This window comes from Rathayibacter sp. AY1H2 (genome assembly GCF_002931985.1).
In the GTDB taxonomy this organism is placed as follows: Bacteria; Actinomycetota; Actinomycetes; order Actinomycetales; family Microbacteriaceae; genus Rathayibacter.
Genome location: NZ_PSUV01000018.1, coordinates 1 through 25,648, shown reverse-complemented (window position 1 = coordinate 25,648; position 25,648 = coordinate 1). Strand labels below are relative to the sequence as shown.

Sequence of the window (25,648 nt, the reverse complement as noted above, 5' to 3'; positions counted from 1 at the left end):
GCGTGTCGGATAGTCAGTTCCGAGTGTGCAGCTGCAACCGGAGTCCCGCGCCACGAGCGCGACGGGACCGGGGGAGCGGAAGGATTCGCGGCGGGCCGAGGCCCCTCGCACGAGAGAAGCATCCGGGAAGACGACGCGGCGGACGACCCGGCCGAGGAGTGCACCAGGAATGGTGGAAGACAACAGTACGAGCGGATCCGATCCGGACCGCGACGGGCCCCGCAGCGGGGCCAGGAAGATCAGCCGCCTCTTCGGTGGCCGCCGGGCGAGCCGGCGGACCGAGTCGAGCGCGCCAGCGACAGGGGAGACGATCATCGACAGCAACGAGACCGACCAGACCGGAGCCGAGGGCATCGAGCTGCCCGAGACCGGGAGCGCCGCGGAGGCGGCCGAGCCGTCGACGTCGACGGGCGCGGTGTTCTTCAACGCCCTGCCGCAGACCCCGGGCGCCGACCAGGAGGAGCCGCGACGGCCCGCACTGCCGAGCCCGTCGCTGCTGTTCCAGGCGCCGGTCCTGCCCGACTACGTCGAGCTGGCTCCGCTGCCTCCCCGCGGTGCGCCGCTGGGCGTCCAGGAGGAGCGCGAGAGCCCGGCCGAGGAGCAGGGCTCCGTCCGCCGCCGCTCGCGCCGCCGCAGCGGCGAGAGCGAGAGGTCCGGCTCCGACGACCCCGAGAACACCGTCGTCCGGGTCCGCCAGCCGCGCGAGCAGCGCGAGGCCCGCGAGCCCGAGCTCATCACCGAGCCGCAGCGCATCAAGGGCTCGACCCGCCTCGAGGCCAAGAAGCAGCGCCGCCGCGACGGCCGCGACGCCGGCCGGCGCCGCACGGTCGTCACCGAGTCCGAGTTCCTCGCCCGCCGGGAGGCCGTCGACCGCGTCATGGTCGTCCGCTCGAAGGAGGACAGCATCCGCATCGGCGTGCTCGAGGACGGCGTCCTCGCCGAGCACTACGTCGCCCGCTCGCAGGAGGCGTCGCTCATCGGCAACGTCTACCTCGGCCGCGTGCAGAACGTCCTCCCGAGCATGGAGGCCGCCTTCGTCGACATCGGACGCGGGCGCAACGCCGTGCTCTACTCCGGCGAGGTCGACTGGGACGCCGCGAACAACGCCGGCGGCCCCCGCCGGATCGAGCTCGCGCTCAAGCCCGGCGACCGGGTCCTCGTCCAGGTCACGAAGGACCCCGTCGGCCACAAGGGCGCCCGTCTCACGAGCCAGATCTCGCTCCCCGGCCGCTACCTCGTCTACGTGCCCAACGGTTCGATGAACGGCATCTCGCGGAAGCTCCCGGACACCGAGCGCGCCCGCCTGAAGAAGATCCTCAAGGAGGTGCTGCCCGAGAACGTGGGCGTCATCGTCCGGACCGCGGCCGAGGGCGCCACGGAGGAGCAGCTGACCGTCGACGTCGAGCGCCTGACCGCGCAGTGGACGGCTCTCAGCGCGAAGGCCGCGACCGGGCAGGCTCCCGCTCTCCTGCACAGCGAGCCGGACCTGCTGATCAAGATCGTCCGCGACGTCTTCAACGAGGACTTCGAGAAGATGGTCATCGCCGGCGACGACGCCCGCGAGACCATCGAGCTCTACCTCAGCCAGGTCGCACCCGATCTGCTCGAGCGCGTCGAGGTCTACACGGGTGAGAAGGACGCGTTCGACGAGTTCCGCATCACGGAGCAGATCGAGAAGGCGCTGGAGCGCAAGGTGTGGCTGCCCAGCGGCGGCTCGCTCGTGATCGACCGCACCGAGGCGATGACGGTGGTCGACGTCAACACCGGCAAGTTCGTCGGCTCGGGCGGGAACCTCGAGGAGACGGTCACGAAGAACAACCTGGAGGCGGCCGAGGAGATCGTCCGCCAGCTGCGCCTGCGCGACATCGGCGGCATCATCGTCGTCGACTTCATCGACATGGTGCTCGAGTCCAACCGCGACCTCGTGCTCCGCCGCCTGGTCGAGTGCCTGAGCCGCGACCGGACGAAGCACCAGGTCGCCGAGGTCACCTCGCTCGGCCTCGTGCAGATGACCCGCAAGAAGCTGGGCCTGGGCCTGCTCGAGACCTTCAGCGAGAACTGCGAGATCTGCGCCGGGCGCGGCGTCATCGTCCACCACGACCCCGTGCTCAAGCACCGGTCGACCGCCGCTCCGCAGCAGGAGCAGCGCCGCCGGGGCAAGGGCGGCGAGCAGCAGCCCGCCGCCTCCGGGCGCTCGAACGGCGGGCAGAACGGGCAGGGCGCGCCGGCGACCAAGCCGATCAGCACCCACGCCATCACGGACGACGCGAAGAACGCGCTCGCGCAGATCGCCGCCAGCACCATCCACCCCCAGGCCGTGCGCCAGGCGGCGGAGGAGGCGGCCGCGCTGGTCGAGGACGCCGCCGAGACCGTCGAGGCCCAGGCGCCGGAGGAGTCCGCGACGGCACCCGAGGAGCAGCCGTCCGAGCCGAGCCGTCGCGGCGAGCGTCCCGCCCGGGGTGAGCGCCGTCGTCGCAGCCGCGACCGCGAGCCGCGCCAGGAGGCCGCCGAGACGGCGGCCGTCGAGCCGGCTCCCGTCGAGACCCCGGTCGAGAAGGAGATCGAGCCGGCCGCTGCCGCGCCGATCCTCGACATCCCGATCGCGCCGGTCACGCCTCCGCGCCGCGTCCGCAGCGAGGTCGCCGAGCACCTGCTCGACTCCGTGCTCGACGCTCTGCCGGCCCCGAAGCAGCCCGGCCAGGGCCGTGCGAAGAGCCGCCGCGTCACGACGGCCGCGCTCACCGGAGTCGCGGTCATCCCCGAGCAGACCCCGCGCCGCGCCGACCAGTAGCGCGACCCGGTGTCAGGAGGGCCCGGTGCCCGGCGAGAGCCGGCGCCGGGCCCTCTCGGCGTCCCGGTCGCGACCGCGGACGCGGAGCCCGCTCCGCCTCAGCCGCTCGACCAGCTCCCGCGCGCCGACGAGGACCGCGCCCGCGGCGACGAGCTCGTCGATCCGCTCCTCGGGCACGTCGTAGTGGTCCAGGTCGAAGCCGCGCTCGGGCACGCCGAGACGGCGCGCGAAGTCGTGGAGCTCCTCGAGCGAGACGTCGCTCACGAGGTGCGCCCACAGCCGGCCGTGCGCCGGCCAGCGCGCGGCGTCGACGAGGATGGCCATTCCCCGATCGTAGGCGGCGCGCCGTCCGTCCACGCGCCTCCTCCTCGACTATCGTGACGGGGTCGCCGGTCGGGTGGACACGGCTTCGCAGTCGTGTGCGTTTGACCGTGGAGCGCGGATCCCGTACTCTTGACCGTTGGTGTGGCGCGATCCATGTGCTCACGCAGATTTCCGTTGTCGCTCCGCCCCTCACGGGGCGTGGGCCGCGGTGCCGGTTCCCTCGTGTCGTGAGGAGACGGGTACGAACCGGAAGACCGGGGCTCAGCCCCGTCCCTACAAGCCCCGGACGAGGCCTCCGCTCCGTCCAGACGAGAAACAGGTACGAGAAGTGGTTTACGCAGTTGTGCGCGCCGGCGGTCGGCAGGAGAAGGTCGAGGTCGGCACCATCGTGACGATGGACCGCGTCAAGGCCGACGAGAACGGCACCGTGCAGCTTCCTGCCGTGCTGCTCGTCGACGGTGAGTCGATCACCTCGGACGCGGCGACCCTCGCGGGCGTCACCGTCACCGCCGAGGTGCTCGAGGACCTCCGTGGTCCGAAGATCATCATCCAGAAGTTCAAGAACAAGACCGGTTACAAGAAGCGCCAGGGGCACCGTCAGGACCTCACGCGCGTCAAGGTCACTGGCATCAAGTAGTCCTGCAAAGGAATTGAGCTGACCTGCGGAGCGAGCCATCGCCCTGCAGGGCAACAGCACGGGGCTGCGGCCCCCCGGTCTCGAGGAGATGAGAAATGGCACACAAGAAGGGCGCGAGCTCCACTCGCAACGGTCGCGACTCGAACGCGCAGCGTCTCGGCGTCAAGCGCTTCGGCGGCCAGGTCGTGAACGCGGGCGAGATCATCGTCCGCCAGCGCGGCACCCACTTCCACCCCGGCGCGAACGTCGGACGCGGTGGCGACGACACCCTGTTCGCCCTCTCGGCGGGCGCTGTCGAGTTCGGCAGCAAGGGCGGCCGCAAGGTCGTCAACATCGTGGCGGCCGCCCAGTAGGGTCGACCTCCTCGGCCGCACAGGCACAGGACGCAAGGGGCGGGCTTCGGCTCGCCCCTTGCGCGTTTACCGGGGCACAGCCCCCCGGCGCCGGCATCCCGGCGCCGCACGCACTCACGGACGGATTCACACCATGGTCACCTTCGTCGACAACGTCACGCTGCATCTGCGTGCCGGCCACGGCGGCAACGGCTGCGTCTCCGTCCGGCGCGAGAAGTTCAAGCCGCTCGCCGGCCCCGACGGCGGCAACGGCGGGCACGGGGGCGACATCGTCCTCGTCGCCGACCCGCAGACGACGACGCTGCTCGCCTACCACCGCCACCCGCACCGCAGCTCCGAGAACGGCGGTCCCGGCATGGGCGACCACCGTGCGGGCGGGAACGGCGAGCTCATGGAGCTCCCCGTCCCGGTCGGCACGGTCGTCAAGTCGCCGGACGGCGACCAGCTGATCGACATGGACGAGCCCGGCCTCCGGTTCGTCATCGCTCCGGGCGGGCAGGGCGGGCTCGGCAACGCCTCGCTCGCCACCACGAAGCGCAAGGCGCCCGGCTTCGCGCTGCTCGGCACGCCGGGCTGGGAGGGCGACGTCGTCCTCGAGCTGAAGACCGTCGCGGACGTCGCGCTCGTCGGGTTCCCCTCGGCGGGCAAGTCGAGCCTCGTCGCGGCGATCTCGGCGGCCAAGCCGAAGATCGCGGACTACCCGTTCACGACCCTCGCGCCCAACCTCGGCGTCGTGCAGGCGGGGGAGTCGCGGTTCACCGTCGCCGACGTGCCCGGTCTCATCGAGGGCGCGAGCGAGGGCAAGGGCCTGGGCCTGGAGTTCCTCCGCCATGTCGAGCGCTGCACCGCGCTCGTCCACGTGCTCGACTGCGCCACGCTCGAGCCCGGCCGCGACCCGCTGACCGACCTCGACATCATCCTCGGCGAGCTGGCGGCGTACCCCGTCGGCGACGGACAGGTGCCGCTGATCGAGCGCCCGCAGCTGATCGCGCTCAACAAGGTCGACGTGCCCGAGGCCCAGGAACTGGCCGACTTCGTCCGGGCCGACCTCGAGGGCCGCGGCTACCGCGTGTTCGAGATCTCGACGGTCAGCCACTCGGGACTCCGCCAGCTGACGTTCGCCCTCGCCGAGATCGTCGAGAAGCACCGCCTCGAGCTCGCCGCCGTGCCGCGGGTGGAGCGCATCACCATCCGCCCCCGCGCCGTGGACGAGAAGGACTTCGAGATCCGGGTCGAGGGCGGCTCGTACGGCAACGTGTACCGGGTCCTGGGCACCAAGCCCGTGCGCTGGGTCGCGCAGACCGACTTCACGAACGACGAGGCCGTCGGCTTCCTCGCCGACCGCCTGGCCAAGCTCGGAGTCGAGAACGGCCTGTTCTCGGCCGGAGCGGTCGCCGGCTCCACCGTCGTCATCGGCCCCGGTGACGGCGTCGTCTTCGACTGGGAGCCGACCCTCACCTCGACGGCCGAGCTCATCACCGCGCCCCGCGGAACGGACCTCCGCCTCGAGGACAACCGGCGCAAGACCCGCAACGAGCGTCGCGAGGACTACTTCGAGCGGATGGACGCCAAGGCCGAGGCCCGCGCGGAGCTCGAGCGCGAGCGCCAGGGCGGCGTCTGGCGCGTCGCCGACGAGGGCGACGGCACGGAGGCCGGCGAGGAGAGCTGACTCCCGCCGCCGGGGTCGTCTGCCTCTACACTGGCCGGATGCCGCAGACGACCCCCGACAGCAGTGCGCTGACCGAGCGGTTCGCCGCCTCCCGCGTCGCGTCGCGCTCCCTCCGCAGTGCGACCACCGACCTCAAGAACCGGGCTCTGCTCGCCATCGCCGACGCGGTGCGCTCGAGCGCCGAGCGCGTCGTCCCGGCGAACGAGCTCGACCTCCAGCGGGGTCGCGAGATCGGCATGAGCGCGGGCCTGCAGGACCGCCTCCGCCTCGATGCGGCGCGCCTGGGGTCCCTCGCCGACGCCGTCGTCGCGGTCGTCGGGCTCACCGATCCGGTCGGGCAGACGGTGCGGGGATCGAACCTGCCCAACGGCGCCTCCCTCACCCAGGTGCGGGTCCCGTTCGGCGTGGTCGGAGCGATCTACGAGGCGCGCCCGAACGTCACCATCGACATCGCGGCGCTCGCCCTCAAGAGCGGGAACGCCGTGATCCTGCGCGGAGGCACGGCCGCGGAGAACACGAACCGCGTCCTGGTGGAGCTGCTGCAGGAGGCCGTCGCCTGCGTCGGCCTGCCCGCCGAGCTGGTGCAGACGGTCGACGACCACGGCCGCGAGGGCGCGAAGGCCCTCATGCGAGCGCGCGGCTACGTCGACGTCCTGGTGCCGCGGGGGAGCGCGGGCCTCATCGAGTCGGTCGTGACGGAGTCGACGGTCCCCGTGATCGAGACGGGCGCCGGAGTCGTCCACGTCTTCCTCGACGCCAGTGCCGACGAGCAGTGGGCCGTGGACATCGTCCACAACGCCAAGGTGCAGCGTCCGAGCACCTGCAACGCCCTCGAGACCCTCCTCGTCCACCGCGACGCCGCCGAGCGCCTCCTCCCGCCCGTCCTCGGCCGGCTCGCGGAAGCGGGAGTGACCGTGCACGGCGACGAGCGCGTCGCGGCGCTCTGGCCCGACGCGGTGCCCGCCACCGATGAGGACTGGTCCGCGGAGTACTACTCGCTCGACGTCGCCGTCGCGATCGTCGACGACCTCGACGCCGCGATGGCCCACATCGACCGGTACTCCACCCACCACACCGAGTCGATCGTGACGAACGACCTCCGGAGCGCCGAGCGCTTCCTCGCCGAGGTCGACTCCGCGGTCGTGATGGTCAACGCCTCCACCCGCTTCACCGACGGCGGGGAGTTCGGGTTCGGCGCCGAGGTCGGCATCTCGACGCAGAAGCTGCACGCTCGGGGCCCCATGGGTCTTCCCGAGCTGACCAGCACGAAGTGGCTGCTGCGCGGCGCGGGACAGGTCCGCGCCTAGCGCCCGGACCGGCGATCCGGCGTCGAGCGGCGTCCGGGTAGACTCGTCGGAGCCCCGCCGGGGCGACCACGACCTCCAAGGAGCACTGCATGTCCCTCGCGACGACCGTCCTCGCCGAAGCAGCGGCCCACACGGAGCTGCCGTTCCCCCCGATCGTCTTCGGCCTGATCGCCGCCGTCGCCTTCACGGCCCTCGGCTTCGTCACCTGGAGCTACCGCGACGTGGCGAACCGCCACTCGCACAAGACCGGCGCCGGCTCCCACGACCAGCACGGTCACGGACACTAGGCGGGGAGCCCAGCGATCGTGACGTCCGCCGCGAGCGGAGGCCCGCGGCGTCCGCGCATCGGCGTGATGGGCGGCACCTTCGACCCGATCCACCACGGTCACCTGGTCGCCGCCTCCGAGGTGGCCCAGTCGTTCGACCTGGACGAGGTCGTCTTCGTGCCCACCGGCCAGCCGTGGCACAAGAAGACGGTGACCTCCGCCGAGCACCGGTACCTGATGACGGTGATCGCTACGGCGTCGAACCCGCGCTTCACCGTCAGCCGCGTCGACGTGGACCGGATCGGCACGACCTACACGATCGACACCCTGCGCGACATCCACGCCGCGCACCCCGACGCCGAGCTGTTCTTCATCACCGGCGCGGACGCGGTCGCTCAGATCCTGAGCTGGAAGGACTACGACGAGCTGTGGGAGCTGGCCCACTTCGTCGCCGTCAGCCGGCCGGGGCACGTCCTCAACGTTTCGGGATTGCCGGCCCAGGACGTATCCTTGTTGGAGATTCCGGCACTGGCGATCTCCTCGACCGACTGTCGGAGCCGCGTCAACCGGGGTCATCCGGTCTGGTACCTGGTTCCCGACGGTGTCGTCCAGTACATCTCGAAGCACCACCTGTATCGGAGCACGTCATGACAGTTCAGCCCGAGGAGAAGCCGCTCACCCGGCGCGAGATCCGCGAGCGCGAGAGGCGCGAGGCCGGTGCGGCCACGACCGCCGCCGTTCCGACGACGTCCCGCCGAGCTGCCACCGCGACCGCCACCACCGCCGGCGACATGCCGGTGCTGACCCCCACCCAGGCCCTGCGGATCACCCCCGTCGAGCCGAGCCCCGCGAGCGAGCCCGACCTGCGCACCTCCTCGATGGAGATCGTCGCCACCGAGAACGCCACGGGCCGCCAGCTGACCCGTCGGGAGCTGCGCGCACTGCTGGCGCAGCAGCAGGCGGAGAAGGTCGCCGCCGCACCGGAGGCGGAGCCGCCCGCCGACGAGGAGCGGTCCGACGACGAGCGCTCCGACGACGTCGAGGGCGCCCTCGAGCGCGCCTCGGCGCTCCCGCCGACCGGGGCGGTCCCCGTGATCGAGGCGGCCGACGAGTCCCGTGATGCGGAGCCGGTGCCCGAGGGCGCAGCGGAGCAGGAGCCGGAGGGCGACGAGGACGTCGTCACCGAGGACGCCCCCGAGGCGTCCGAGGAGGAGGCGGACGAGTCCGCCACCGATGCGACCGCGGACGCCGACGCGGCCGAGGTGCACGAGGCCGAGATCGAGAGCTCCTCCTCCGACGACGAGACGCCGTCCGCGGACGCCTCCGACGAGCGGGACGCGGACGACGAGCAGCCGACGGCCGGCGAGCAGCCCGAGCAGCCGCACCTGAACACCGCGCTCTTCGCGTCGGTGGGCGGATCCCTCGACATCGCCGACGAGAAGGCCACCGAGATCACCGGGAGCTTCGAGCCGCCGATCGAGCACCTCGCCATCACCGAGGAACTCGACAGCAAGTCGAAGGAGGAGGTGGACGCCTCGTTCGACTCCCTCATCGCGAGCGGAGTCGCCGCCACCGGTGCCGTCACCACCACCAACGCGCTGATCCTGCCGACCACGGGCCCCGGCGCGACAGTCGGCACGGACACGGGGGAGATCCTCGTCACCGGCTCGTTCGACCTCCCGCGCAGCCTCGGCTCCACGGGCCAGCACCCGAACCTCTACGACTCGCCCGATGTGGACCGCTACGTCGACCGCATCGACCGCGAGCAGCCCGTCGGCGAGTCCGAGCCGGTCCGGGCGTCCAGCGCCGTCTCCACCCACGCCGCCGGCACCTCGATGATCGCGCCGCAGAAGCGCGCCGGCGTGAGCGTCCCGGTGGTCCTCGCGATCACCGCGGCCGTCCTGCTGGTCGGCGCGATCGCGCTGTTCATCGGCGGCTTCGTGCTCAACATCTTCTGATCTCCACCACCGACACTGAAGGCTTCATGACTGCGACCGATTCCGCCCGCGCCCTGCTCCAGCTCGCGGCCACCGCCGCCGACTCCAAGGGCGGTGAGGACCTCGTCGCCCTCGACGTCTCGGGGCCGCTGCCGCTGGTCGACATCTTCCTCCTCGCCACCGGCCGCTCCGAGCGCAACGTGGTCGCGATCGCGAACGAGGTGGAGGACCGCCTGAACGACTCCGGCGCCAAGCTGCTGCGCCGCGAGGGCCGTGCGGAGGGCCGCTGGATCCTCCTCGACTTCGGCGACCTCGTCGTGCACGTCTTCCACGAGGAGGACCGCATGTACTACTCGCTCGAGCGCCTCTGGAAGGACTGCCCAACGGTGCCGTTCACCCTCGAGCAGCCTGTCGCCGTCGACTCGTCGACGTCCTCGAACTGACGAACACGCCCGGCGACAGCGCTCGATTTCACTTCACGCGAATCGTGTTGTAGTTTATTCGAGTTGCTTCCGCCGGGCGGAGACAGCGCAGGACAGCACGAAGCAAGACAGAACAGAACATGGGTCCGTGGCGCAGCTGGTAGCGCACCTGCATGGCATGCAGGGGGTCAGGGGTTCGAATCCCCTCGGATCCACCGAAAAGGTCCGCACTCCTCCGAGAGTGCGGACCTTCGTCGTTCCCGGCGTTACAGGGTCTGGCGTCGTCCTGTCCGGCGCCGTCCTGTCCGGCTCAGGCCGGTCAGGCCAGCCAGGACCGTGCCCGTCCGGCCACCGGGTCCCCCTGCTGGTCACGCACGGGTCGGCCCGACCGGCTCTACATGGCCGCCGCATCCGGCGAGGAATCCGGAGAGCTCGCCCCAGGCGTCCTCCCCGATCGTGGTGCCCGGGCGCCGTGCGAGATCGGCCAGAGCGTCCGTCAGCTCGTCGACTCCCGTCAGGATCCTCGTCCGTGCCGCTCCCGTGCCCTCCCATCCGGGCGCGTACGTCCTGACGTCGGGGTGGCTGTAGAGCACGGCCGTCTCGAACCACGGCGTGGGCAGACCGTTCAGGGCCAGGTGCTCCTTGAGCCGCGCGGCCTGGATCCGGACCTGCCGGGCGGGGACGTGCTGCTCGACATGCGTGCGCACCGTCCACCGCGACACCGTCCCCGGTGCGATCTGAACCGCGAAGGCCTCGGGCAGGGCGTCCTCGTCGAGGAGGACGCCGTAGGAGGGGTGGACAGTACCGGGTCGCACGCCGTCGAAGACGACCCCCTGCCAGTACTTGGCCTCGATGATGAGCGCGCCGTGCCGGGTGAGCAGCAGATGGTCGATCTGCGCGAGGAAGCGGCGCGTCGTGCGCGCGTCGACCGGTACGAAGACGACGTTCGTGGCGAGGACGCCGGACAGCCCCGCCGAGGCGCACGCCTCCCGGATCAGAGTGTGCGAGACGGCCTCGCTGCTCCAGGTCCTGGCGAGCGCGTCACGGGTCTGCTCGACCTCCTCCTGCGCCGTCTCGAGCTCGGTCCGACTGAGGTCGCGCTCGGCGTCGCGCGCGCGCGTCAATGCCTTGAGCGCCGCCTCGTGGCTCCGGTCGCGCTCGGCGATCGTGCGCTGGTGCTCCTCCGAGGCCTCCTCCGCGGCCTGCTCCGCCGCCGCTCTCGCCGCAGTGCGCCGTCGGCGGCCGGCGACGACCGTGATGAGGAGGGCCAGGAGCAGGGCGGCCGCGACGGCCCAGGGGAGGTACTCGTTCATGGTCCCCAGGCAAGCACGGACCACCGACCGTGCGTCGCGACGGCTCCCGATCGCGCCGCTCGGCAGACTGGCCGCAGTGCGCTCGCTCGTGCCCGGCCCGGACGTCTTCGTCGGCGTCCGCCTGCGCGCGCGGGCGGAGACCCCGACCCTGCGCCGGCCGATCGCGCGGGCGGAGCCCTACCGCCGCCCGGCGGACGCGATGCGTGACCAGCACGAGGTCCGGCTGACCGGCGTCGAGGGCACGCTGCTGGGCTTCGTCGGCCCGCAGCCGTTCCAGGGGATCAGCGTCGCCGGCCTGCACACGCACGTCGTCGACACCACCGGCGGGATCGGCGGCCACGTGCTCGCCGCCTCCGGAGTCGCGGGCCTGATCGAGATCGAGCGGTACAGCGGCATCACCGTCCGCGTGCCGGAGTCGGACGACCACCTGCGAGCCGACCTCGACGCGGCGGCCGACGCAGACGCCGCGATCCGCGCCGTGGAGACCGACCACCCGCGCTGAGCGGCCCTACCCTGGACGCATGCCCTCACTGCGCGACGTCCATGCCGTCATCGACCGTCTCTGGCCGGAGGCGGCCGCCGAGAGCTGGGACGCGCCCGGCCTGGTCACCGGCGACCCCGACGCCGCGGTGGAGCGGATCCTGCTCACGGTCGACGTGGTCTCCGACACCGTCGCGGAGGCCGTCGACGGCGGATACCAGCTCCTGGTCGCGCACCACCCGCTGCTGCTGCGCGGCGTCACCTCGATCGCCGAGGACGGCTACAAGGGCCGCCTGCTCGCGGACCTCATCCGGGGCGGCTGCGCACTGATCTCGGCCCACACGAACGCCGACATCGTCGCGGACGGGGTCTCGGACGTGATCGCCACCCGCCTCGGCCTGACCGGCGCGACTCCGCTCGTCCCGGGCGCCGACCCGTCGGTCGGGCTCGGCCGAGTGGGGGACCTGCCCGAGGAGGTGACGCTCGGACGCCTGGCCGGAGCCGTGGCCGAGCTCCTGCCGGCCACCGCGGGGGGAGTGCGGGCCGCGGGCGCCTACGAGACGCCCGTGCGCCGCGTGTCGCTCTGCGGGGGAGCGGGGGACTCGCTCCTGGACGCCCCCGCCGTCCGCACGAGCGACGTCTTCATCACCGCCGACCTCCGGCACCACCCGGCGTCCGAGGCGCGCGAGAAGGCCCTGCACGGCACCGGCCCCGCCCTCATCGACGTCTCGCACTGGGCGAGCGAGTGGCTGTGGCTCGACGTCGCCGCGACCGCGCTGCGGGAGGCCCTGCCCACGGTCACCGTCGAGGTGAGCGAGACCCGCACCGACCCGTGGGATTTCGCGATCGTGCACTGACCCGCCGCGGGCACGGGAGAATGGACGCGGCGCGCCCGTACTGCGCGCCGGGAACGAGGACCGCCACGTGAAAGCCAGCCCCGCACACCAGCGCGAACTCCTGACTCTGGCGAGTCTGGACACGAGGGGCGCGCAGCTGCGCCACGCCCTCGCGACGCTCCCGCAGATCGCGCGGATCCAGGCGATGCAGGCCCGCGACAACGAGACCCGCCGCTCCCTCGCCGAGCGCACAGGGCGCCTCGAGGACGTGCGCACCGAGCTCGGGCGCATCGAGTCCGACGTCAGCGTGGTCGAGAAGCGGCTCATCCGCGATCGCGACCGCCTGCAGACCGCATCCGCGGCCAAGGACATCGCCGCGCTCGAGAGCGAGATCACCTCCCTCGTGAAGCGACGGGGAGACCTCGAGGACATCGAGCTGACCCTGATGGAGCGGATCGAGGGCATCGAGTCCGAGGTCGCCGCGGCTCAGGCCGAGCGCGACGAGGTCGTCGCCTCGCTCGGGACCCTCGCCGAGGAGCGCGACGCCCAGGCCGAGAAGCTCCGCGACAAGCAGGAGGCGCTCGTCCGGGACCGGGCGGACCTGGTGACGACCCTTCCGGAGGACCTGGTCGAGCTGTACGAGAAGCAGCGCGCCCGCTACGGAGTCGGCGCGGCCCTCCTCCGCGGGAAGGTGTCGGAGGGGAGCGGCGTGGCCCTCACCGAGTCGGACCTCTCCTGGATCCGCGCCTCCGCTCCCGACGAGGTCGTCCTCTGCCCCGACAGCGGCTGCATCCTGGTGCGCGGCGAGGAGTCCACCCTCGCCTGAGCCGTACACTGGACGGGCGAACGGGCCGGCAAGACGGTCGCGTCACCGCGGCGAGAGCCGTGGTGCCGAGGAACGTCCGGGCTCCGCAGAGCAGGGCGGTGGGCAACACCCACCCGGGGCGACCCGCGAGACAGTGCCACAGAGAACAGACCGCCGTCGGCTCCGGCCGGCGGTAAGGGTGAAACGGTGGTGTAAGAGACCACCAGGGGCCGGAGTGATCCGGTCCGCTCGGTAAACCTCGCCCGGAGCAAGGTCAGACAGAGGACGATGCGGCTGCTCGTCGGGTCCTCGGGTAGACCGCTGGAGGGTCACGGCGACGTGGCTCCGAGAGAGATGGCCGTCCAGCGCCCGCCGAGAGGCGCGGCGTGAACAGAACCCGGCGTATCAGCCGACCCCTTCGCCACGAGATGCCCCGCCCCGGCGGGGCATCTCGCGTCTCCGCCGGTCGCCGAGCTCGCGCTCCCGCCCGCAGGCAGCGCGACGGCCTGCCGTGGCGGTTCCCGGGTCTCGATACATCCTTGCGCCGCCACTCGTTGAGACTGGCGCATGCCATCTCTCGCGCTGCCTCCTGCGGACGAAGCGGTGCATCACGACGTCCGGCAGGCGCCGATCCTGGAGGACGGTCCTGAGACGCCGCTGCGGATCGCCGCCGAGGACCAGGTGCCCCCGCCCCCGTCCTGGCTCACCGCGACCACTGAACCCTGAAAGTCTGATCACGTCCGTCCGCCGTGGCGCCACTCACCAGGCGAACCGGCGAAACGCGTGCCAGCGTTTCGCCGTAGCCGTCCGCACCCCGCTCCCCGGAACGCGTCACCTCCCGAGGCCGACCGCGCCTCGGCGGGCGGGGACCGCCGAGGAAAAAGACTCAGCCCCGCCCTGCGAGCGCGGCCGCGCCGAGGATGCCGGCGTTGTTGCGGAGCGCCGCCGGGATGATCGGGGTGCGCAGGTCGAGCAGCGGGAGGAACTCGTCGTGGTGCTTGGAGATGCCGCCGCCGACGATGAAGAGATCGGGCCAGAGCAGCGCCTCGAGGTGGGAGTAGTAGCGCTGCAGGCGCTTCGCCCAGTGCTTGTAGTCGAGGTCGTCGCGCTCCTTGGCGGCGAACGAGGCCTTCTTCTCGTAGTCGCCGCCGTGGATCTCGAGGTGGCCGAGCTCGGCGTTGGGAATGAGGATCCCGTCGTGGATCTGCGCCGTCCCGATGCCGGTGCCGAGGGTGGTCATGATGACCAGGCCCTTCTTGTCCTTCGCCGCTCCGAAGCGCGACTCGGCGTAGCCCGCCGCGTCGGCGTCGTTGACGAAGAAGATGTTCCTGCCGATCGCGTCCTCGAAGAGCTTCTCGGCCTCGAGGCCGATCCACTCGTCCGACACGTTCGCCGCCGACATCGTCCGTCCGTGGACGACGACGGCGGGGAAGCAGATGCCGACCGGGGTGTCCGAGGGCAGGTCCGGGATCTTCTCGAGGATCTGCTGGACGGTGGCGACGATGTCCTTCGGCGTGCCTCCCGGGGGAGTGGCGAGCTTCATCCGGTCGCTGAGCAGGGTGCCCGCGGCCAGGTCCACCGAGGCCCCCTTGATGCCCGTTCCCCCGATGTCGATCCCGATGGCGGTCGCCGCAGCAGTCATAGCGGCCATGCTAGCGAAGGGCGGGGGTGCGGACCGACGCGGGCTGCGGCGTAGGATCGCGGCATGGCTGACGGCGACGCGAACTCCTGGTGGTACAACCTCAAGGCCGGCACGGTGGAGCAGGGATTCGTGTCCCCCTCCGTCGACCGGGTGGGACCCTTCTCCTCTCGCGAGGAGGCGGAGCACGCCCTCGAGCGGCTGCACGAGAACAGCCGCAAGTGGGCCGAGGAGGACGCCGCCGAGGACCGCTGACCGCGGCTACTCGTAGCTGTGCTCGGCGCCGGGGTAGGCGCCGGACTCCGGCTACTCGTAGCTGTGCTCGGCGCCGGGGTAGGCGCCGGACTCCACGTCGTCCCGGTACGCGGTGACCGCTCCGGTGAGCACGCCGCGCAGATCCGCGTACTGCTTCACGAAGCGGGGGATGCGGCCGGTGGTGAATCCGGCGAAGTCCGTCCACACGAGCAGCTGTCCGTCGACGTGCGGTCCCGCTCCGACTCCGATCGTCGGGATGCGCAGCTCCTCCGTCACCTGACGTGCCGCGTCCGCGGGCACCATCTCGAGGACGACGGCGAACGCCCCGGCCTCCTGGACGGCTCGTGCGTCGGCGAGCAGCTGCTCGATGCCCTCGCCGCGCCCCTGGACCATGTGGCCGCCGAGCCCGTGCTCGCTCTGGGGCGTGAAGCCGATGTGCGCCATCACGGGGACGCCCGCCTCGACGATGCGCCGGATCTGCTCGGCGGAGCGGACCCCGCCCTCGAGCTTCACCGCGTGCGCGTGCGTCTCCTTCATGAAGCGGAACGCCGTGTGCAGCGCGTCGTCGGCACCCGACTCGTAGGAGCCGAAGGGCATGTCGGCGACGACGAAGGCGCGCTCGACGGCTCCGGCGACGGCACGCGCCAGCGGGATGAGCTCGTCGACGGTGACGGGCAGAGTGGTGTCGTAGCCGAGCACCGTGTTGCCGGCGGAGTCGCCCACGAGGAGGAAGTCGATCCCGGCGTCGTCGAAGATCTTCGCCGTCAGCTGGTCGTAGCTGGTCAGCCCGGTGATGCGGACACCGGAGTCCTTCGCGTTCTGGAAGTGGCGGGTTCGAACGCGTTTCACGGGCTGCGCTGACATGGGCGCCAGTCTACGGCGCGCCTCGGGCGCCCCGCGGGCCCCGGTCGGAGGCAGTAGCCTGAGGGTCGAAACAGGAGGGGTCTGGATGGACAAGCAACGGGACTTCGTTCTTCGCACCATTGAAGAGCGAGGGATCAAATTCGTTCGCCTCTGGTTCACCGACGTCGTCGGCACGCTGAAGTCGGTCGCGATCGCGCCGGCCGAGGTGGAGGGCGCGTTCGCGGAGGGGCTCGGCTTCGACGGCTCCGCCATCGAGGGCCTCACCCGCTCCTTCGAGGCCGACGTCCTCGCGCATCCGGACCCGTCGACCTTCCAGATCCTCCCGTGGCGCGGAGAGATCGACCCGACGGCGCGGATGTTCTGCGACATCACCACGCCGGACGGCCAGCCCGCCGTCGCCGACCCGCGCAATGTGCTCAAGCGCACGCTGGCGAAGGCGGCCGAGCGCGGGTTCACCTTCTACACGCACCCCGAGATCGAGTTCTACCTCCTCAAGTCGTCGTCCTTCGGCGCCGAGGGTCCGGAACCGGTCGACTCCGCCGGGTACTTCGACAACGTCCCCGGAGGCACGGCGCACGACTTCCGCCGCCGCTCCGTGCGCATGCTGGAGGATCTGGGCATCTCGGTCGAGTTCAGCCACCACGAGGCGGGCCCCGGCCAGAACGAGATCGACCTCCGCTACGCGGACGCGCTGACGACGGCCGACAACATCATGACCTTCCGCACCGTGATCAAGGAGGTGGCGATCGAGCAGGGCGTCTACGCGACGTTCATGCCGAAGCCGCTCTCCGGGCACCCCGGCTCGGGCATGCACACGCATCTCTCGCTCTTCGAGGGCGACGTGAACGTGTTCTACGAGCAGGGCGCCCAGTACCAGCTCTCGAAGCTCGGCCGCCAGTTCATCGCGGGCCTGCTCAAGCACGCCCCCGAGATCACCGCCGTGACGAACCAGTTCGTCAACTCCTACAAGCGGCTCTGGGGCGGCGACGAGGCGCCCAGCTACGTCTCGTGGGGCCACAACAACCGGTCCGCCCTCGTGCGCGTCCCGCTCTACAAGCCGAACAAGGGGCAGTCCTCGCGCATCGAGTACCGGGCGCTGGACTCCGCGGCGAACCCCTACCTGGCGTACTCGCTGCTCCTGGCGGCCGGGCTCAAGGGCATCGAAGAGGGCTACGAGCTCCCGGCCGAGGCCGAGGACAACGTGTGGGCTCTCTCGGACGCGGAGCGCCGGGCGCTCGGCTACGGCGCCCTGCCCGCCAGCCTCGACCGCGCCATCTCGCTGATGGAGGAGTCCGAGCTCGTGGCCGAGACGCTGGGCGAGCAGGTGTTCAACTTCGTGCTGCTCAACAAGCGGAAGGACTGGGCCGAGTACCGCGCCCAGGTCACGCCGTACGAGCTGCGCAGCAACCTCGAGATGCTCTGACGCCTCGGCCATGCCCCGCGAACGCTCCCTCCGCGATGTCGCACGCCTCGGCTTCGCCGCGCTCGGCGAGACCGGGGCACGGCTGGCCGAGGCGGAGGAGCTGGCCGGGCGGCAGCTCGAGTCGGTGCTGCCCTCCTTCGCCCGGGTGGCGGACCCGGACGAGGCGCTGCTCGCTCTGATCGACCTGCTGCGGCGGCACCGCGACCGCATGGACGCGGTCCTCGCCGACGACGAGGCACTGACCCGGCTGCTTCTGGTGGTGGGGGCCTCCTCCGGCCTCGCCGACTTCCTCCAGCGCCGGCCCGACGAGCTGGCCAGCGTGCTCGAGCCGGTGCGCACGCTCCCCGGGCGCGCCGGGATGAAGGCCGAGCTGCTCGAGTCGGTCGGCGCCGTCGACGGCTTCTCGTCGCTCCGGGAGGAGGCGGGCTGGACGGCGCTGCGCGTCCGGTACCGCCGCCTCCTCACCAGGATCGTCGTCCACGATCTGAGCCAAGCCGACCCCGTCGCGGCGATCGACCGGGTGACGAGGGCGCTGGCCGACCTCGCCGGAGCCGCGCTGGAGGCGTCCCTCGCCGTGGCGCGGACCGAGCTGGTCGAGGGCACGGGCCCAGGCCGCTTCGGCCGGGACGAGGTCGCCGCCACCCGCTTCGCCGTCATCGGCATGGGCAAGGCGGGAGCGTCCGAGCTCAACTACGTCAGCGACGTCGACGTGATTTTCGTCGCCGAGGGCGACCCGGAGAAGGAGCTGACGAACGCCCGTGCGATCGACGTCGCCACCCGGCTCGCCGTGCTCCTCATGCGCGGGACCTCTGCGCTGGCGATGGAGCCGGAGCTCTGGGAGGTCGACCCGAACCTGCGCCCGGAGGGCAAGCAGGGCGCGCTCGTGCGCACCCTCGAGTCGCACATCACCTACTACGACCGGTGGGCGAAGAGCTGGGAGTTCCAGGCGCTGCTCAAGGCGCGTCCGCTCGCCGGCGACCAGGAGCTGGGGCGGGCGTACGTCGACGCGGTCGCGCCCAAGGTCTGGTCGAGCGCCTCCCGCGAGAACTTCGTCGAGTCGGTGCAGCGGATGCGGGAGCGGGTCACCGAGAACATCCCGCAGAACGACGTCCACTACCAGATCAAGCTCGGGCCCGGCGGCCTGCGCGACATCGAGTTCACGGTGCAGCTGCTTCAGCTCGTCCACGGGCAGACCGACGACGAGATCCGCATGCCCGGGACTCTCCTCGCCCTGGGCGCCCTCGCCGACCGCGGGTACATCGGCCGCTCCGCCGCCGAGGAGTTCGCGCAGGACTACCGGGCACTCCGGCTGCTCGAGCACCGCCTCCAGCTGCGGCGCCTTCGGCGTACGCACCTGATGCCGCGGGACGAGCACGAGCTGCGGACCCTCGCCCGCTCCAGCGGGCTCGCCCGCACGGCGGAGGAGCTGCTGAGCGTCTGGAACGGGATCAAGCACCGCGTCCGGGGCCTGCACGAGCGCCTGTTCTACCGTCCGCTGCTCTCCGCGGTCGCCGCGCTCTCCGACGGCGGTGCCGAGCTGTCCACCGGCCAGGCGGAGGCGCGCCTCGCCGCCATCGGCTTCGCAGACGCCCGCGGGGCGCTCGGTCACATCGCCGCGATGACCTCGGGCGTCTCGCGCCGCGCGAGCATCCAGCGCCACCTCGTGCCGGTGATGCTGCAGTGGTTCGCCGACGGACCGGACCCCGACTACGGCCTGCTCGCGTTCCGGCGCCTCAGCGACGCACTGGGCGGGACGCCCTGGTTCCTCCGGATGCTGCGCGACTCGTCCGGAGCCGCCAAGCGGCTCACCACGGTGCTCTCCGGATCGCGCTTCGTCGGCGAGCTGCTCGACCGCATCCCGGAGTCGGCGGCCTGGCTCGAGGACGACGACGCCCTCCGCCCCCGCAGCGCCGCCCAGCTCGCCGAGGAGGTGCGCGCCGTGCTCGCCCGGCACGAGACGCCCGACGCGGTCGCCTCGGTCCTCCGCTCGATGCGCCGGCGCGAGGTGCTGCGGACCGCCATGGGTGGCGTGCTCGGCCTCAGCTCGATCGAGGAGATCGCGACCAGCCTCACCGACATCATCAGCGCACTGCTGGGCGGCGTGCTCGCCGCCATCCGGCGCGGCAGTGCGGCCCGGCCCGGCGCCGACGCGGAGTTCGCGATCATCGGCATGGGCCGGTACGGAGGGGCGGAGCTGGGGTTCGGCTCCGACGCCGACGTGATGTACGTCCAGCGACCCGGCACCGCCGAGCCGCACCAGGCCCAGCTCTACTCGCAGTTCGTCGTCGCCGAGCTGGTCCGGCTCACGGAGGACTCCCGCCTGCCACTCGACCTCGACGCCGACCTGCGGCCCGAGGGCAAGAACGGGCCCCTCGTGCGCTCCCTCGACTCCTACCGCGCCTACTACGCCCGCTGGTCGCTGACGTGGGAGGCGCAGGCGCTGCTCCGGGCGCGGGGAGTAGCGGGGGACCAGGCGCTCATCGAGGACTTCGAGGAGCTGGCCGACGGGGTCCGCTACCCGGGAGCGGTCTCCGACCGTGACATCCGCGAGGTGAAGCGGATCAAGGCACGGGTCGAGAGCGAGCGTCTGCCGCAGGGCGCCGACCCGCGCCGTCACCTCAAGCTCGGCCGCGGATCGCTGAGCGACGTCGAGTGGCTGGTGCAGCTCCTCCAGCTGCAGCACGCGCGGCGGACCCCGGCGCTCCGGACGACCTCGACCCTCACCGCCCTCGCGGTCGCGGAGGAGGAGGGCATGATCGGCCCGCAGGACGCGGATCGGCTGCGCGCCGCGTGGATCCTCGCGTCCCGTGTCCGCTCGGGCACCACGCTCTGGGGCAACCGCACCAGCGACGTCCTCCCGACCGACCGCCGGCAGCTCGAGGGCGTCGCGCGCCTGCTCGAGTATCCGGCCGGGTCCGCGACGGCACTCGAGGACGACTACCTCGGCGTGACCCGCCGCTCCCGCGCGGTCTTCGAGCGCCTGTTCTACGGGCCGGCCGCGGGAGACGCTCCCTCCTACCGCTGACGCCCGCGCGCCGCGGACGGCGAAGGACCGCCCCTCCGAGGAGGAACGGCCCTTCGGCAGTGCTGCGGGATCAGACCCCGTAGTACAGCTCGAACTCGAACGGGTGAGGACGCTGCGCGAGGGGCTTGATCTCCTTCTCGCGCTTGTACTCGATCCAGGTGTCGATGAGCTCCTGAGTGAACACGCCGCCCTGGAGGAGGAAGTCGTGGTCGGCCTCGAGGGCGTCGAGCGCCTCGCCCAGGGTCGCGGGGACCTGCGGGATGAGCTTCGCCTCCTCGGGGGGCAGCTCGTAGAGGTCCTTGTCGACCGGCTCGTGCGGCTCGATGCGGTTCTTGATGCCGTCGAGGCCCGCCATCAGCTGGGCGGCGAACGCGAGGTACGGGTTGCCGGAGGCGTCGGGCGCACGGAACTCGATGCGCTTGGCCTTCGGGTTCGTGCCCGTGATCGGGATGCGGATGGACGCGGAGCGGTTGCCGGCCGAGTAGACCAGGTTGACCGGCGCCTCGAAGCCCGGGATCAGGCGGTGGTACGAGTTGACCGTCGGGTTCGTGAACGCGAGGACGGCGGGGGCGTGCTTGAGCAGTCCGCCGATGTACCAGCGCGCGAGGTCCGAGAGACCGCCGTAGCCGTTCTCGTCGTAGAAGAGCGGCGTGCCGTCGTTCCACAGCGACTGGTGGGTGTGCATGCCCGAGCCGTTGTCGCCGAAGAGCGGCTTCGGCATGAACGTGGCGGTCTTGCCCCACTGCTCGGCCGTGTTCTTGACGATGTACTTGAACTTCAGGATGTCGTCCGCCGCGTGGACCATCGTGTCGAAGCGGTAGTTGATCTCGGCCTGGCCGCCGGTGCCCACCTCGTGGTGCGAGCGCTCGAGGATGAGGCCGGCGTCGATCAGCTTGAGGCAGATGTCGTCGCGGAGGTCGGCCTGCTTGTCGACGGGGCTCACCGGGAAGTAGCCGCCCTTGTAGGGCGTCTTGTTGCCGAGGTTGCCGCCCTCCTCGACGCGTCCCGAGTTCCAGGCGCCCTCGACCGAGTCGACGGAGTGGAACGCGGAGTTCTGCGTGATCTCGTAGCGGACGTCGTCGAAGATGTAGAACTCCGCCTCGGGGGCGAAGAACGCGGTGTCGGCGATGCCGGTCGACGCGAGGTACTTCTCGGCCTTCTTCGCGACCTGACGCGGGTCCTTGGAGTAGATCTCGCCGTTGCGCGGGTTGTAGATGTCGAAGACGAGGATCAGCGTGCGCTCGACGCGGAACGGGTCCACGTAGGCGGTGGTCACGTCAGGGATCAGCTGCATGTCCGATTCGTGGATGTTCGCGAATCCGCGGATCGAGGACCCGTCGAAGAGCTGACCGACGGAGAAGAACTCCTCATCGACAGTCGAGGCGGGGATGTTGAAGTGCTGCTGGACACCGGGGAGATCGGTGAACCGGATGTCGAGGAACTTGACGTCCGTGTCCTTGATGAACGAGAGCACCTCGGAAGAATCTTTAAACATGCAAAGGTCTCCAATGGCGTGACGGGGTGCTGCAGAGCGCAGCCGTTCCAGGGTAGTGACGGAGGGTTTCCCCACCGTGTCCCTGTTGTTTCCGACATGTTACGGGGCCGGTCCGGGGTCGGGCTCCACGTCGTCTGCCGGACCACCCGCTCCTCGGTCCGCTCCGAGACGCCGCGGATAGGATCGGAGGATGCCAGCCGCCGACCGCAGGACCTTCGCCGACGCCGCCCCGAGCTCGTACCCGGGGGAGCGTCTCGGCCTCCCCCGAGAGGGCCGCCTCTCGGTCGGACGGTCCGGCCGCCGCATCGCCGCCCTGGCCGTCGACTTCGCCGTCGCCGCTCTGCTGTCGCTCGCGTTCTTCGACTACGACCGCTGGGCGAGCCTGCTGCTGTTCGTCCTGCTGCAGGTCGTCTTCATCCCCACCATCGGCGGCAGCATCGGGCACCGCCTGCTCGGGATGCGCGTCATCCGTCTCGGCGGGGGCTGGGTCGGCGTGTGGCGCCCGATCGTGCGCTCTGTGCTGCTGGCCGTGCTGGTGCCGGCGCTCGTCTGGGACTCGGACCAGCGCGGCTTCCACGACAAGGTGGCCGGGACGGTTCTCGTCCGCTACTGACTCGCGCCGCAGACGCGACAGGCCGGCCGGGAGAGATCCCGACCGGCCTGTCGCGTCGTGCGTCAGCGCGATCGCTGAGGGCGCACCTTGAAGGGGTCGACGCCCTTCGGGATGGGCAGCGACGTGTTGAGCGAGGAGAGCCGGTTCTTCACCGCGAGGACCTCGGCCTTGGTGAGGACCTTCTTCGTCTTCGAGAGGCGGCTCGGCACCTTGTGCAGCGGAGTCGCATCGGCGTCGGAGCCGACGTGCACGAAGGTGACGGGGACGTTCGGCAGGATCCGCGACACCTTGCGCCGCTCGTCCTCGAGCATGCGCTTGGTCCGGGAGGCGGGGCCCTCCGCGATCAGCACGACGCCTCCGCGGCCGACGGCGCGGTAGACGGCGTCCTGGGTCTTACCGTTGACGGCGACGGGCATCTCGCCGCCGGTCCAGGTGCCGCGCAGTCCGCTTCGCAGGACGGCGCCGACCGCGCCGGGCTGCCCGGCGATCTGCCCGTAGGCGGCGCGCTCGGCGCGACGCGAGAGCACGGCGAGTCCGGCGACCAGGCCGGCCATCACGCCCACGATGATCCACAGCGCGATCACGAAGCCGTTGCCGTTGCCGAGCAGGATGCCGAGGAGCACGCCGAGCAGGATCGGGAGCAGGAGCGCGAGGAGGATGATCCAGACGGCGCTGCTGTCGTAGCGGCGGGTCATCTGGAACACCTGCCACATCTGCTTGAGACGTCCGGGTTCCTTGACCGCCTTCGTCGACGGTTCCGTGCTGCGTGCCATGACGTCAAGGATACCGAGCGGGAGCGCGGCGGCGGACCCCGGACGCGGATCCGACTCCTCCACAGAGGGCACGTGCGCCGATCCGTCCACCGATCGGGATCGACGGGTGTCCTCCGCCCCGACCTGCGGTCAGGCTCGCCTCATGACGAGCAGCGGGACGGTCCAGGGCCGGAGGATCGGCGGAGTGCGGACGGGGAGGCGGCGGACGCCTGCGCCGAATGCCGCACCGCCGGCCGAGCGGACGATGCGGCCGCGGGAGGCCGAGGCGCTACAGGTGTCGGCGGTGGCTCGGCTCGCCGAGCACCGCCACCGCGAACGCATCGTCAGGGTGGAGTCGTCTCCGAGGAGGCGCATCGTCTCGACCGCCCCTCCCGTCGTCGCCACACTCGAGAGGTTCCTGCGGGTCGAGCGGGGGATCGCACTCGGCGCCGCGGTCACCCTCCTCGCCCCCGTGGTGGGCGCGGTCCGGTCGGCCGCGCTCGAGGGAGCATGGCTGGCTCCGACGACGGACGACATCGGCCTGACGGAGGAGGGTCGGCCGCTGGTGCTGCTGACGACGCCCGCCGTCCACACCCCGCGTGCGGCGCGCGACGCGCTGCAGCGGGTCCTGGAGCGCCTCGGAATGCTCTGCCCGGAGCTGCCGGTCGCCGCCCTCGCGCGGCACCGCGACCTGCTGGCGCTGGAGGGCAACCTCTACGGACTCGCTGATCCGCAGGGGATAGGCGAGGCGGTGCGGGCGCTGCCGACGTCCGGCGCGGATGCACGGGGTCGGGAGGCGGTGCCCGCTCCGGCTGCCCGGCACAGGCGGGTCCATCCGCTCGACGGCTGGCAGGACCGCCTCCGGGCGTTCGTCGTCCGGCGTCGGGGACCGCTCTCCGTCGGGACGGCGATCGTGCTGGGAGCGGTGCTCGCCGGTTCGCTCGCGGGCGGGCCCGATCGGCAGGTGCAGGATGCGGAGGCGTCGACCGCAGCCGCGCCCGTTCCGGCTCGGTCGGCTCCGCCGGCGGTGGCGACCGCGGCACCGCCGGCTCCGGTCGCGGCGACCTCACTCGACGCCGAGCAGGCGGCGGAGGTGCTGATCGACGCGGTGCGCGCGTGCGGGGACCGGGAGTGCGCCCGCGGTCTGGTCACGGCGGACTCGCCGCTCGGCGACGCAGCGGACGGCCCCGCCTCCGCTGTCCCGGCGACGGGGGAGGCGTCGGCCGTCCTCGTCGACGTGAACGGGGCATCGGCGGTCGTGCACCTCCGGACGGCCCCGGGGACGACAGCGGCCTCCGTCCTGATCATCAGGACGGAGGCCGGCTGGCTCATCCGCGACGTCTACACCGGAGCGGCCTCGTGAGAGGCGCGCTCAGGGGGAGCGTCTCAGATGCCGAGGTCGTTCTCGAACGAGCCCTCCTCGAGACGCTCCTTGATCGCGACCAGGAAGCGCGCCGCGTCGGCTCCGTCGACCGTGCGGTGGTCGTACGAGAGCGCGAGGAAGACGGTCGAGCGGATCGCGATGGCGTCAGCACCGTCCACCTGCACGACGGCCGGCTTCTTGGTGACGATGCCGGTGCCGAGGATCGCGGTCTGCGGCAGGAACACGACGGGAGTGTCGAACAGGGCCCCGCGCGAACCGGTGTTGGTCAGCGTGAAGGTGCCGCCGGCGAGCTCGTCGGGCTTCAGCTTGTTGTTGCGGGTGCGCTCGGCCAGGTCCCCGATGGTGGAGGCGATCTGCGCGAGGTTCAGCTCGGACGCGTTCTTGAGGACCGGGGTCAGCAGGCCGCGCTCGGTGTCGACGGCGATGCTGATGTTCTCGTGGTCCGGGTAGACGATCGACTCCCCGTCGAGGGTCGAGTTGATCACCGGGTAGGCCTTGAGCGCCTCCGCCGCCGCGAGGGCGAAGAACGGGAGGAAGGACAGCTTGGCGCCGGTCTTCTCCTGGAAGCTCTTCTTGACCGAGTCGCGGAAGCGGGCGACCGCCGTGACGTCGACCTCGATGACTGAGGTGAGCTGGGCGCTCGTCTGCATCGACTCGACGGCGCGCTGCGCGAGGACCTTGCGCAGGCGCGACATCGGCTGCGTGGTGCCGCGGAGGGGCGACGTCTCGAGCGGGGTGCGCGCGGCCTTGGCGGCTGCGGCGGCGGGCGCCGAGACCGGGGCGGCCGGAGCCGACTTGGCGGCCTCGACCGCGTCGAGGACGTCCTGCTTGCGGATGCGGCCGCCGACTCCGGTTCCCGTGAGGGTGGAGAGGTCGATACCGTTCTCGCCCGCGAGCTTGCGCACGAGCGGGGTGACGTAGCCGGGGTTGGAGTCGGTGGGCTCCGGGGAGGCGGTGGGCGCGGCGGCAGCGGGCGCAGGCGCGGCGGCGGCCGGGGCGGGAGCCGACGGAGCGGGGGCCGCGGCCTCGGGGGCGGCGGCCCCCGCTCCGTCGGCTCC

At 71.7% G+C, this 25,648-nt stretch carries 25 protein-coding genes, 1 tRNA gene and 1 other RNA gene; 20 read left to right on the top strand and 7 right to left on the bottom strand.

Going from position 1 to position 25,648, the window contains the following annotated elements:
• The first annotated feature begins 169 nt into the window (after window positions 1-169).
• Window positions 170-2,791 (top strand): Rne/Rng family ribonuclease, encoded by a 2,622-nt coding sequence (locus C5C29_RS12975; protein WP_104223684.1) that lies wholly within the window; start codon window positions 170-172, stop codon window positions 2,789-2,791.
• Between the two features lie 12 nt (window positions 2,792-2,803).
• On the opposite strand, the gene C5C29_RS12970 is transcribed toward C5C29_RS12975, so the two are convergent.
• Window positions 2,804-3,115 carry a DUF4031 domain-containing protein gene (locus C5C29_RS12970; RefSeq protein ID WP_104223683.1) on the bottom strand — a complete coding sequence of 104 codons (312 nt, stop codon included), beginning with the start codon at window positions 3,113-3,115 and terminating at the stop codon, window positions 2,804-2,806.
• Between the two features lie 328 nt (window positions 3,116-3,443).
• On the opposite strand from C5C29_RS12970, the gene rplU reads away from it, so the two are divergent.
• The 9 genes from rplU to C5C29_RS12925 all read left to right on the top strand — a co-directional run bounded on the left by rplU (window position 3,444) and on the right by C5C29_RS12925 (window position 9,921).
• On the top strand, window positions 3,444-3,752 hold the full coding sequence (gene rplU / locus C5C29_RS12965) for a 50S ribosomal protein L21 (protein ID WP_104223682.1): 309 nt from the start codon (window positions 3,444-3,446) through the stop codon (window positions 3,750-3,752).
• Between the two features lie 95 nt (window positions 3,753-3,847).
• The gene (gene rpmA, locus C5C29_RS12960) at window positions 3,848-4,105 is read left to right on the top strand and encodes a 50S ribosomal protein L27 (RefSeq protein ID WP_068209107.1); all 258 of its coding nucleotides are present in this window, start codon (window positions 3,848-3,850) and stop codon (window positions 4,103-4,105) included.
• A 133-nt stretch (window positions 4,106-4,238) separates the two neighbouring features.
• Entirely contained in the window at window positions 4,239-5,774 is a 1,536-nt protein-coding gene (gene obgE, locus C5C29_RS12955; RefSeq protein ID WP_104223681.1) for a GTPase ObgE, read from the top strand.
• 38 nt (window positions 5,775-5,812) lie between these two features.
• Window positions 5,813-7,081 carry a glutamate-5-semialdehyde dehydrogenase gene (locus C5C29_RS12950; protein WP_104223680.1) on the top strand — a complete coding sequence of 423 codons (1,269 nt, stop codon included), beginning with the start codon at window positions 5,813-5,815 and terminating at the stop codon, window positions 7,079-7,081.
• 89 nt (window positions 7,082-7,170) lie between these two features.
• Entirely contained in the window at window positions 7,171-7,368 is a 198-nt protein-coding gene (locus C5C29_RS12945) for a hypothetical protein (protein WP_104223679.1), read from the top strand.
• Between the two features lie 18 nt (window positions 7,369-7,386).
• Window positions 7,387-7,998 (top strand): nicotinate-nucleotide adenylyltransferase, encoded by a 612-nt coding sequence (nadD, locus tag C5C29_RS12940; RefSeq protein WP_104223678.1) that lies wholly within the window; start codon window positions 7,387-7,389, stop codon window positions 7,996-7,998.
• Window positions 7,995-9,305: a hypothetical protein gene (locus C5C29_RS12935; protein ID WP_104223677.1), complete on the top strand. Its 1,311-nt coding sequence runs from the start codon at window positions 7,995-7,997 to the stop codon at window positions 9,303-9,305. The genes nadD and C5C29_RS12935 overlap by 4 nt, the downstream gene beginning before the upstream one ends.
• A 26-nt stretch (window positions 9,306-9,331) precedes the next feature.
• Window positions 9,332-9,727, top strand: coding sequence for a ribosome silencing factor (gene rsfS / locus C5C29_RS12930; RefSeq protein WP_104223676.1), 396 nt, complete (start codon window positions 9,332-9,334; stop codon window positions 9,725-9,727).
• 121 nt (window positions 9,728-9,848) lie between these two features.
• Window positions 9,849-9,921: transfer RNA gene (locus C5C29_RS12925), tRNA-Ala, on the top strand.
• Between the two features lie 153 nt (window positions 9,922-10,074).
• Here the strand turns inward: C5C29_RS12925 and C5C29_RS12920 are convergent.
• A complete protein-coding gene (locus C5C29_RS12920) occupies window positions 10,075-11,019 on the bottom strand; it encodes a nuclease-related domain-containing protein (protein ID WP_104223675.1) in 945 nt (314 codons plus the stop codon).
• 76 nt (window positions 11,020-11,095) lie between these two features.
• On the opposite strand from C5C29_RS12920, the gene C5C29_RS17200 reads away from it, so the two are divergent.
• The 5 genes from C5C29_RS17200 (at window position 11,096) to C5C29_RS17195 (ending at window position 13,866) form a co-directional block, all read left to right on the top strand.
• Window positions 11,096-11,521: an acetolactate decarboxylase gene (locus tag C5C29_RS17200; protein ID WP_181074942.1), complete on the top strand. Its 426-nt coding sequence runs from the start codon at window positions 11,096-11,098 to the stop codon at window positions 11,519-11,521.
• Between the two features lie 19 nt (window positions 11,522-11,540).
• A complete protein-coding gene (locus C5C29_RS12910) occupies window positions 11,541-12,356 on the top strand; it encodes a Nif3-like dinuclear metal center hexameric protein (protein ID WP_104223674.1) in 816 nt (271 codons plus the stop codon).
• A 67-nt stretch (window positions 12,357-12,423) separates the two neighbouring features.
• Entirely contained in the window at window positions 12,424-13,161 is a 738-nt protein-coding gene (locus C5C29_RS12905) for a zinc ribbon domain-containing protein (protein WP_104223673.1), read from the top strand.
• A 21-nt stretch (window positions 13,162-13,182) separates the two neighbouring features.
• An RNA gene (gene rnpB, locus C5C29_RS12900) (RNase P RNA component class A) lies at window positions 13,183-13,561 on the top strand.
• Between the two features lie 146 nt (window positions 13,562-13,707).
• Window positions 13,708-13,866 (top strand): hypothetical protein, encoded by a 159-nt coding sequence (locus C5C29_RS17195; RefSeq protein ID WP_181074941.1) that lies wholly within the window; start codon window positions 13,708-13,710, stop codon window positions 13,864-13,866.
• A 160-nt stretch (window positions 13,867-14,026) separates the two neighbouring features.
• On the opposite strand, the gene ppgK is transcribed toward C5C29_RS17195, so the two are convergent.
• Window positions 14,027-14,782 carry a polyphosphate--glucose phosphotransferase gene (gene ppgK, locus C5C29_RS12895; protein ID WP_104223672.1) on the bottom strand — a complete coding sequence of 252 codons (756 nt, stop codon included), beginning with the start codon at window positions 14,780-14,782 and terminating at the stop codon, window positions 14,027-14,029.
• Between the two features lie 63 nt (window positions 14,783-14,845).
• Between ppgK and C5C29_RS12890 the strand changes: the two genes are divergently transcribed.
• The gene (locus C5C29_RS12890; protein ID WP_104223671.1) at window positions 14,846-15,034 is read left to right on the top strand and encodes an SPOR domain-containing protein; all 189 of its coding nucleotides are present in this window, start codon (window positions 14,846-14,848) and stop codon (window positions 15,032-15,034) included.
• Between the two features lie 51 nt (window positions 15,035-15,085).
• Here the strand turns inward: C5C29_RS12890 and panB are convergent, their stop codons facing one another.
• A complete protein-coding gene (gene panB / locus C5C29_RS12885) occupies window positions 15,086-15,898 on the bottom strand; it encodes a 3-methyl-2-oxobutanoate hydroxymethyltransferase (RefSeq protein ID WP_104223670.1) in 813 nt (270 codons plus the stop codon).
• Between the two features lie 85 nt (window positions 15,899-15,983).
• Between panB and C5C29_RS12880 the strand changes: the two genes are divergently transcribed.
• On the top strand, window positions 15,984-17,321 hold the full coding sequence (locus tag C5C29_RS12880; protein WP_068253236.1) for a glutamine synthetase family protein: 1,338 nt from the start codon (window positions 15,984-15,986) through the stop codon (window positions 17,319-17,321).
• A 10-nt stretch (window positions 17,322-17,331) separates the two neighbouring features.
• On the top strand, window positions 17,332-20,346 hold the full coding sequence (locus C5C29_RS12875; RefSeq protein WP_104223669.1) for a bifunctional [glutamine synthetase] adenylyltransferase/[glutamine synthetase]-adenylyl-L-tyrosine phosphorylase: 3,015 nt from the start codon (window positions 17,332-17,334) through the stop codon (window positions 20,344-20,346).
• Window positions 20,347-20,416: 70 nt separating this feature from the next.
• On the opposite strand, the gene glnA is transcribed toward C5C29_RS12875, so the two are convergent.
• Window positions 20,417-21,841, bottom strand: coding sequence for a type I glutamate--ammonia ligase (gene glnA, locus C5C29_RS12870; protein ID WP_104223668.1), 1,425 nt, complete (start codon window positions 21,839-21,841; stop codon window positions 20,417-20,419).
• Window positions 21,842-22,031: 190 nt separating this feature from the next.
• Between glnA and C5C29_RS12865 the strand changes: the two genes are divergently transcribed.
• Window positions 22,032-22,454: an RDD family protein gene (locus C5C29_RS12865; RefSeq protein ID WP_104223667.1), complete on the top strand. Its 423-nt coding sequence runs from the start codon at window positions 22,032-22,034 to the stop codon at window positions 22,452-22,454.
• A gap of 62 nt (window positions 22,455-22,516) precedes the next feature.
• On the opposite strand, the gene C5C29_RS12860 is transcribed toward C5C29_RS12865, so the two are convergent.
• Window positions 22,517-23,227: a DUF4191 domain-containing protein gene (locus tag C5C29_RS12860; RefSeq protein WP_104223728.1), complete on the bottom strand. Its 711-nt coding sequence runs from the start codon at window positions 23,225-23,227 to the stop codon at window positions 22,517-22,519.
• Between the two features lie 274 nt (window positions 23,228-23,501).
• Between C5C29_RS12860 and C5C29_RS12855 the strand changes: the two genes are divergently transcribed.
• Window positions 23,502-24,569 carry a hypothetical protein gene (locus tag C5C29_RS12855; RefSeq protein WP_104223666.1) on the top strand — a complete coding sequence of 356 codons (1,068 nt, stop codon included), beginning with the start codon at window positions 23,502-23,504 and terminating at the stop codon, window positions 24,567-24,569.
• A gap of 23 nt (window positions 24,570-24,592) precedes the next feature.
• On the opposite strand, the gene sucB is transcribed toward C5C29_RS12855, so the two are convergent.
• A partial coding sequence (sucB, locus tag C5C29_RS12850) for a 2-oxoglutarate dehydrogenase, E2 component, dihydrolipoamide succinyltransferase (RefSeq protein WP_104308454.1) occupies window positions 24,593-25,648 on the bottom strand: 1,056 nt, incomplete at its 5' end.

Bases quoted from the DNA above. Each gene is read 5' to 3' on its own strand.
- C5C29_RS12975 (WP_104223684.1), top strand. From the start codon at position 170: ATGGTGGAAGACAACAGTACGAGCGGATCCGATCCGGACCGCGACGGG.
- C5C29_RS12970 (WP_104223683.1), bottom strand. From the start codon at position 3,115: ATGGCCATCCTCGTCGACGCCGCGCGCTGGCCGGCGCACGGCCGGCTG.
- rpmA (WP_068209107.1), top strand. From the start codon at position 3,848: ATGGCACACAAGAAGGGCGCGAGCTCCACTCGCAACGGTCGCGACTCG.
- obgE (WP_104223681.1), top strand. From the start codon at position 4,239: ATGGTCACCTTCGTCGACAACGTCACGCTGCATCTGCGTGCCGGCCAC.
- C5C29_RS12950 (WP_104223680.1), top strand. From the start codon at position 5,813: ATGCCGCAGACGACCCCCGACAGCAGTGCGCTGACCGAGCGGTTCGCC.
- C5C29_RS12945 (WP_104223679.1), top strand. From the start codon at position 7,171: ATGTCCCTCGCGACGACCGTCCTCGCCGAAGCAGCGGCCCACACGGAG.
- C5C29_RS12935 (WP_104223677.1), top strand. From the start codon at position 7,995: ATGACAGTTCAGCCCGAGGAGAAGCCGCTCACCCGGCGCGAGATCCGC.
- rsfS (WP_104223676.1), top strand. From the start codon at position 9,332: ATGACTGCGACCGATTCCGCCCGCGCCCTGCTCCAGCTCGCGGCCACC.
- C5C29_RS12920 (WP_104223675.1), bottom strand. From the start codon at position 11,019: ATGAACGAGTACCTCCCCTGGGCCGTCGCGGCCGCCCTGCTCCTGGCC.
- C5C29_RS12910 (WP_104223674.1), top strand. From the start codon at position 11,541: ATGCCCTCACTGCGCGACGTCCATGCCGTCATCGACCGTCTCTGGCCG.
- C5C29_RS17195 (WP_181074941.1), top strand. From the start codon at position 13,708: ATGCCATCTCTCGCGCTGCCTCCTGCGGACGAAGCGGTGCATCACGAC.
- ppgK (WP_104223672.1), bottom strand. From the start codon at position 14,782: ATGACTGCTGCGGCGACCGCCATCGGGATCGACATCGGGGGAACGGGC.
- C5C29_RS12890 (WP_104223671.1), top strand. From the start codon at position 14,846: ATGGCTGACGGCGACGCGAACTCCTGGTGGTACAACCTCAAGGCCGGC.
- panB (WP_104223670.1), bottom strand. From the start codon at position 15,898: ATGTCAGCGCAGCCCGTGAAACGCGTTCGAACCCGCCACTTCCAGAAC.
- C5C29_RS12880 (WP_068253236.1), top strand. From the start codon at position 15,984: ATGGACAAGCAACGGGACTTCGTTCTTCGCACCATTGAAGAGCGAGGG.
- C5C29_RS12875 (WP_104223669.1), top strand. From the start codon at position 17,332: ATGCCCCGCGAACGCTCCCTCCGCGATGTCGCACGCCTCGGCTTCGCC.
- glnA (WP_104223668.1), bottom strand. From the start codon at position 21,841: ATGTTTAAAGATTCTTCCGAGGTGCTCTCGTTCATCAAGGACACGGAC.
- C5C29_RS12865 (WP_104223667.1), top strand. From the start codon at position 22,032: ATGCCAGCCGCCGACCGCAGGACCTTCGCCGACGCCGCCCCGAGCTCG.
- C5C29_RS12860 (WP_104223728.1), bottom strand. From the start codon at position 23,227: ATGGCACGCAGCACGGAACCGTCGACGAAGGCGGTCAAGGAACCCGGA.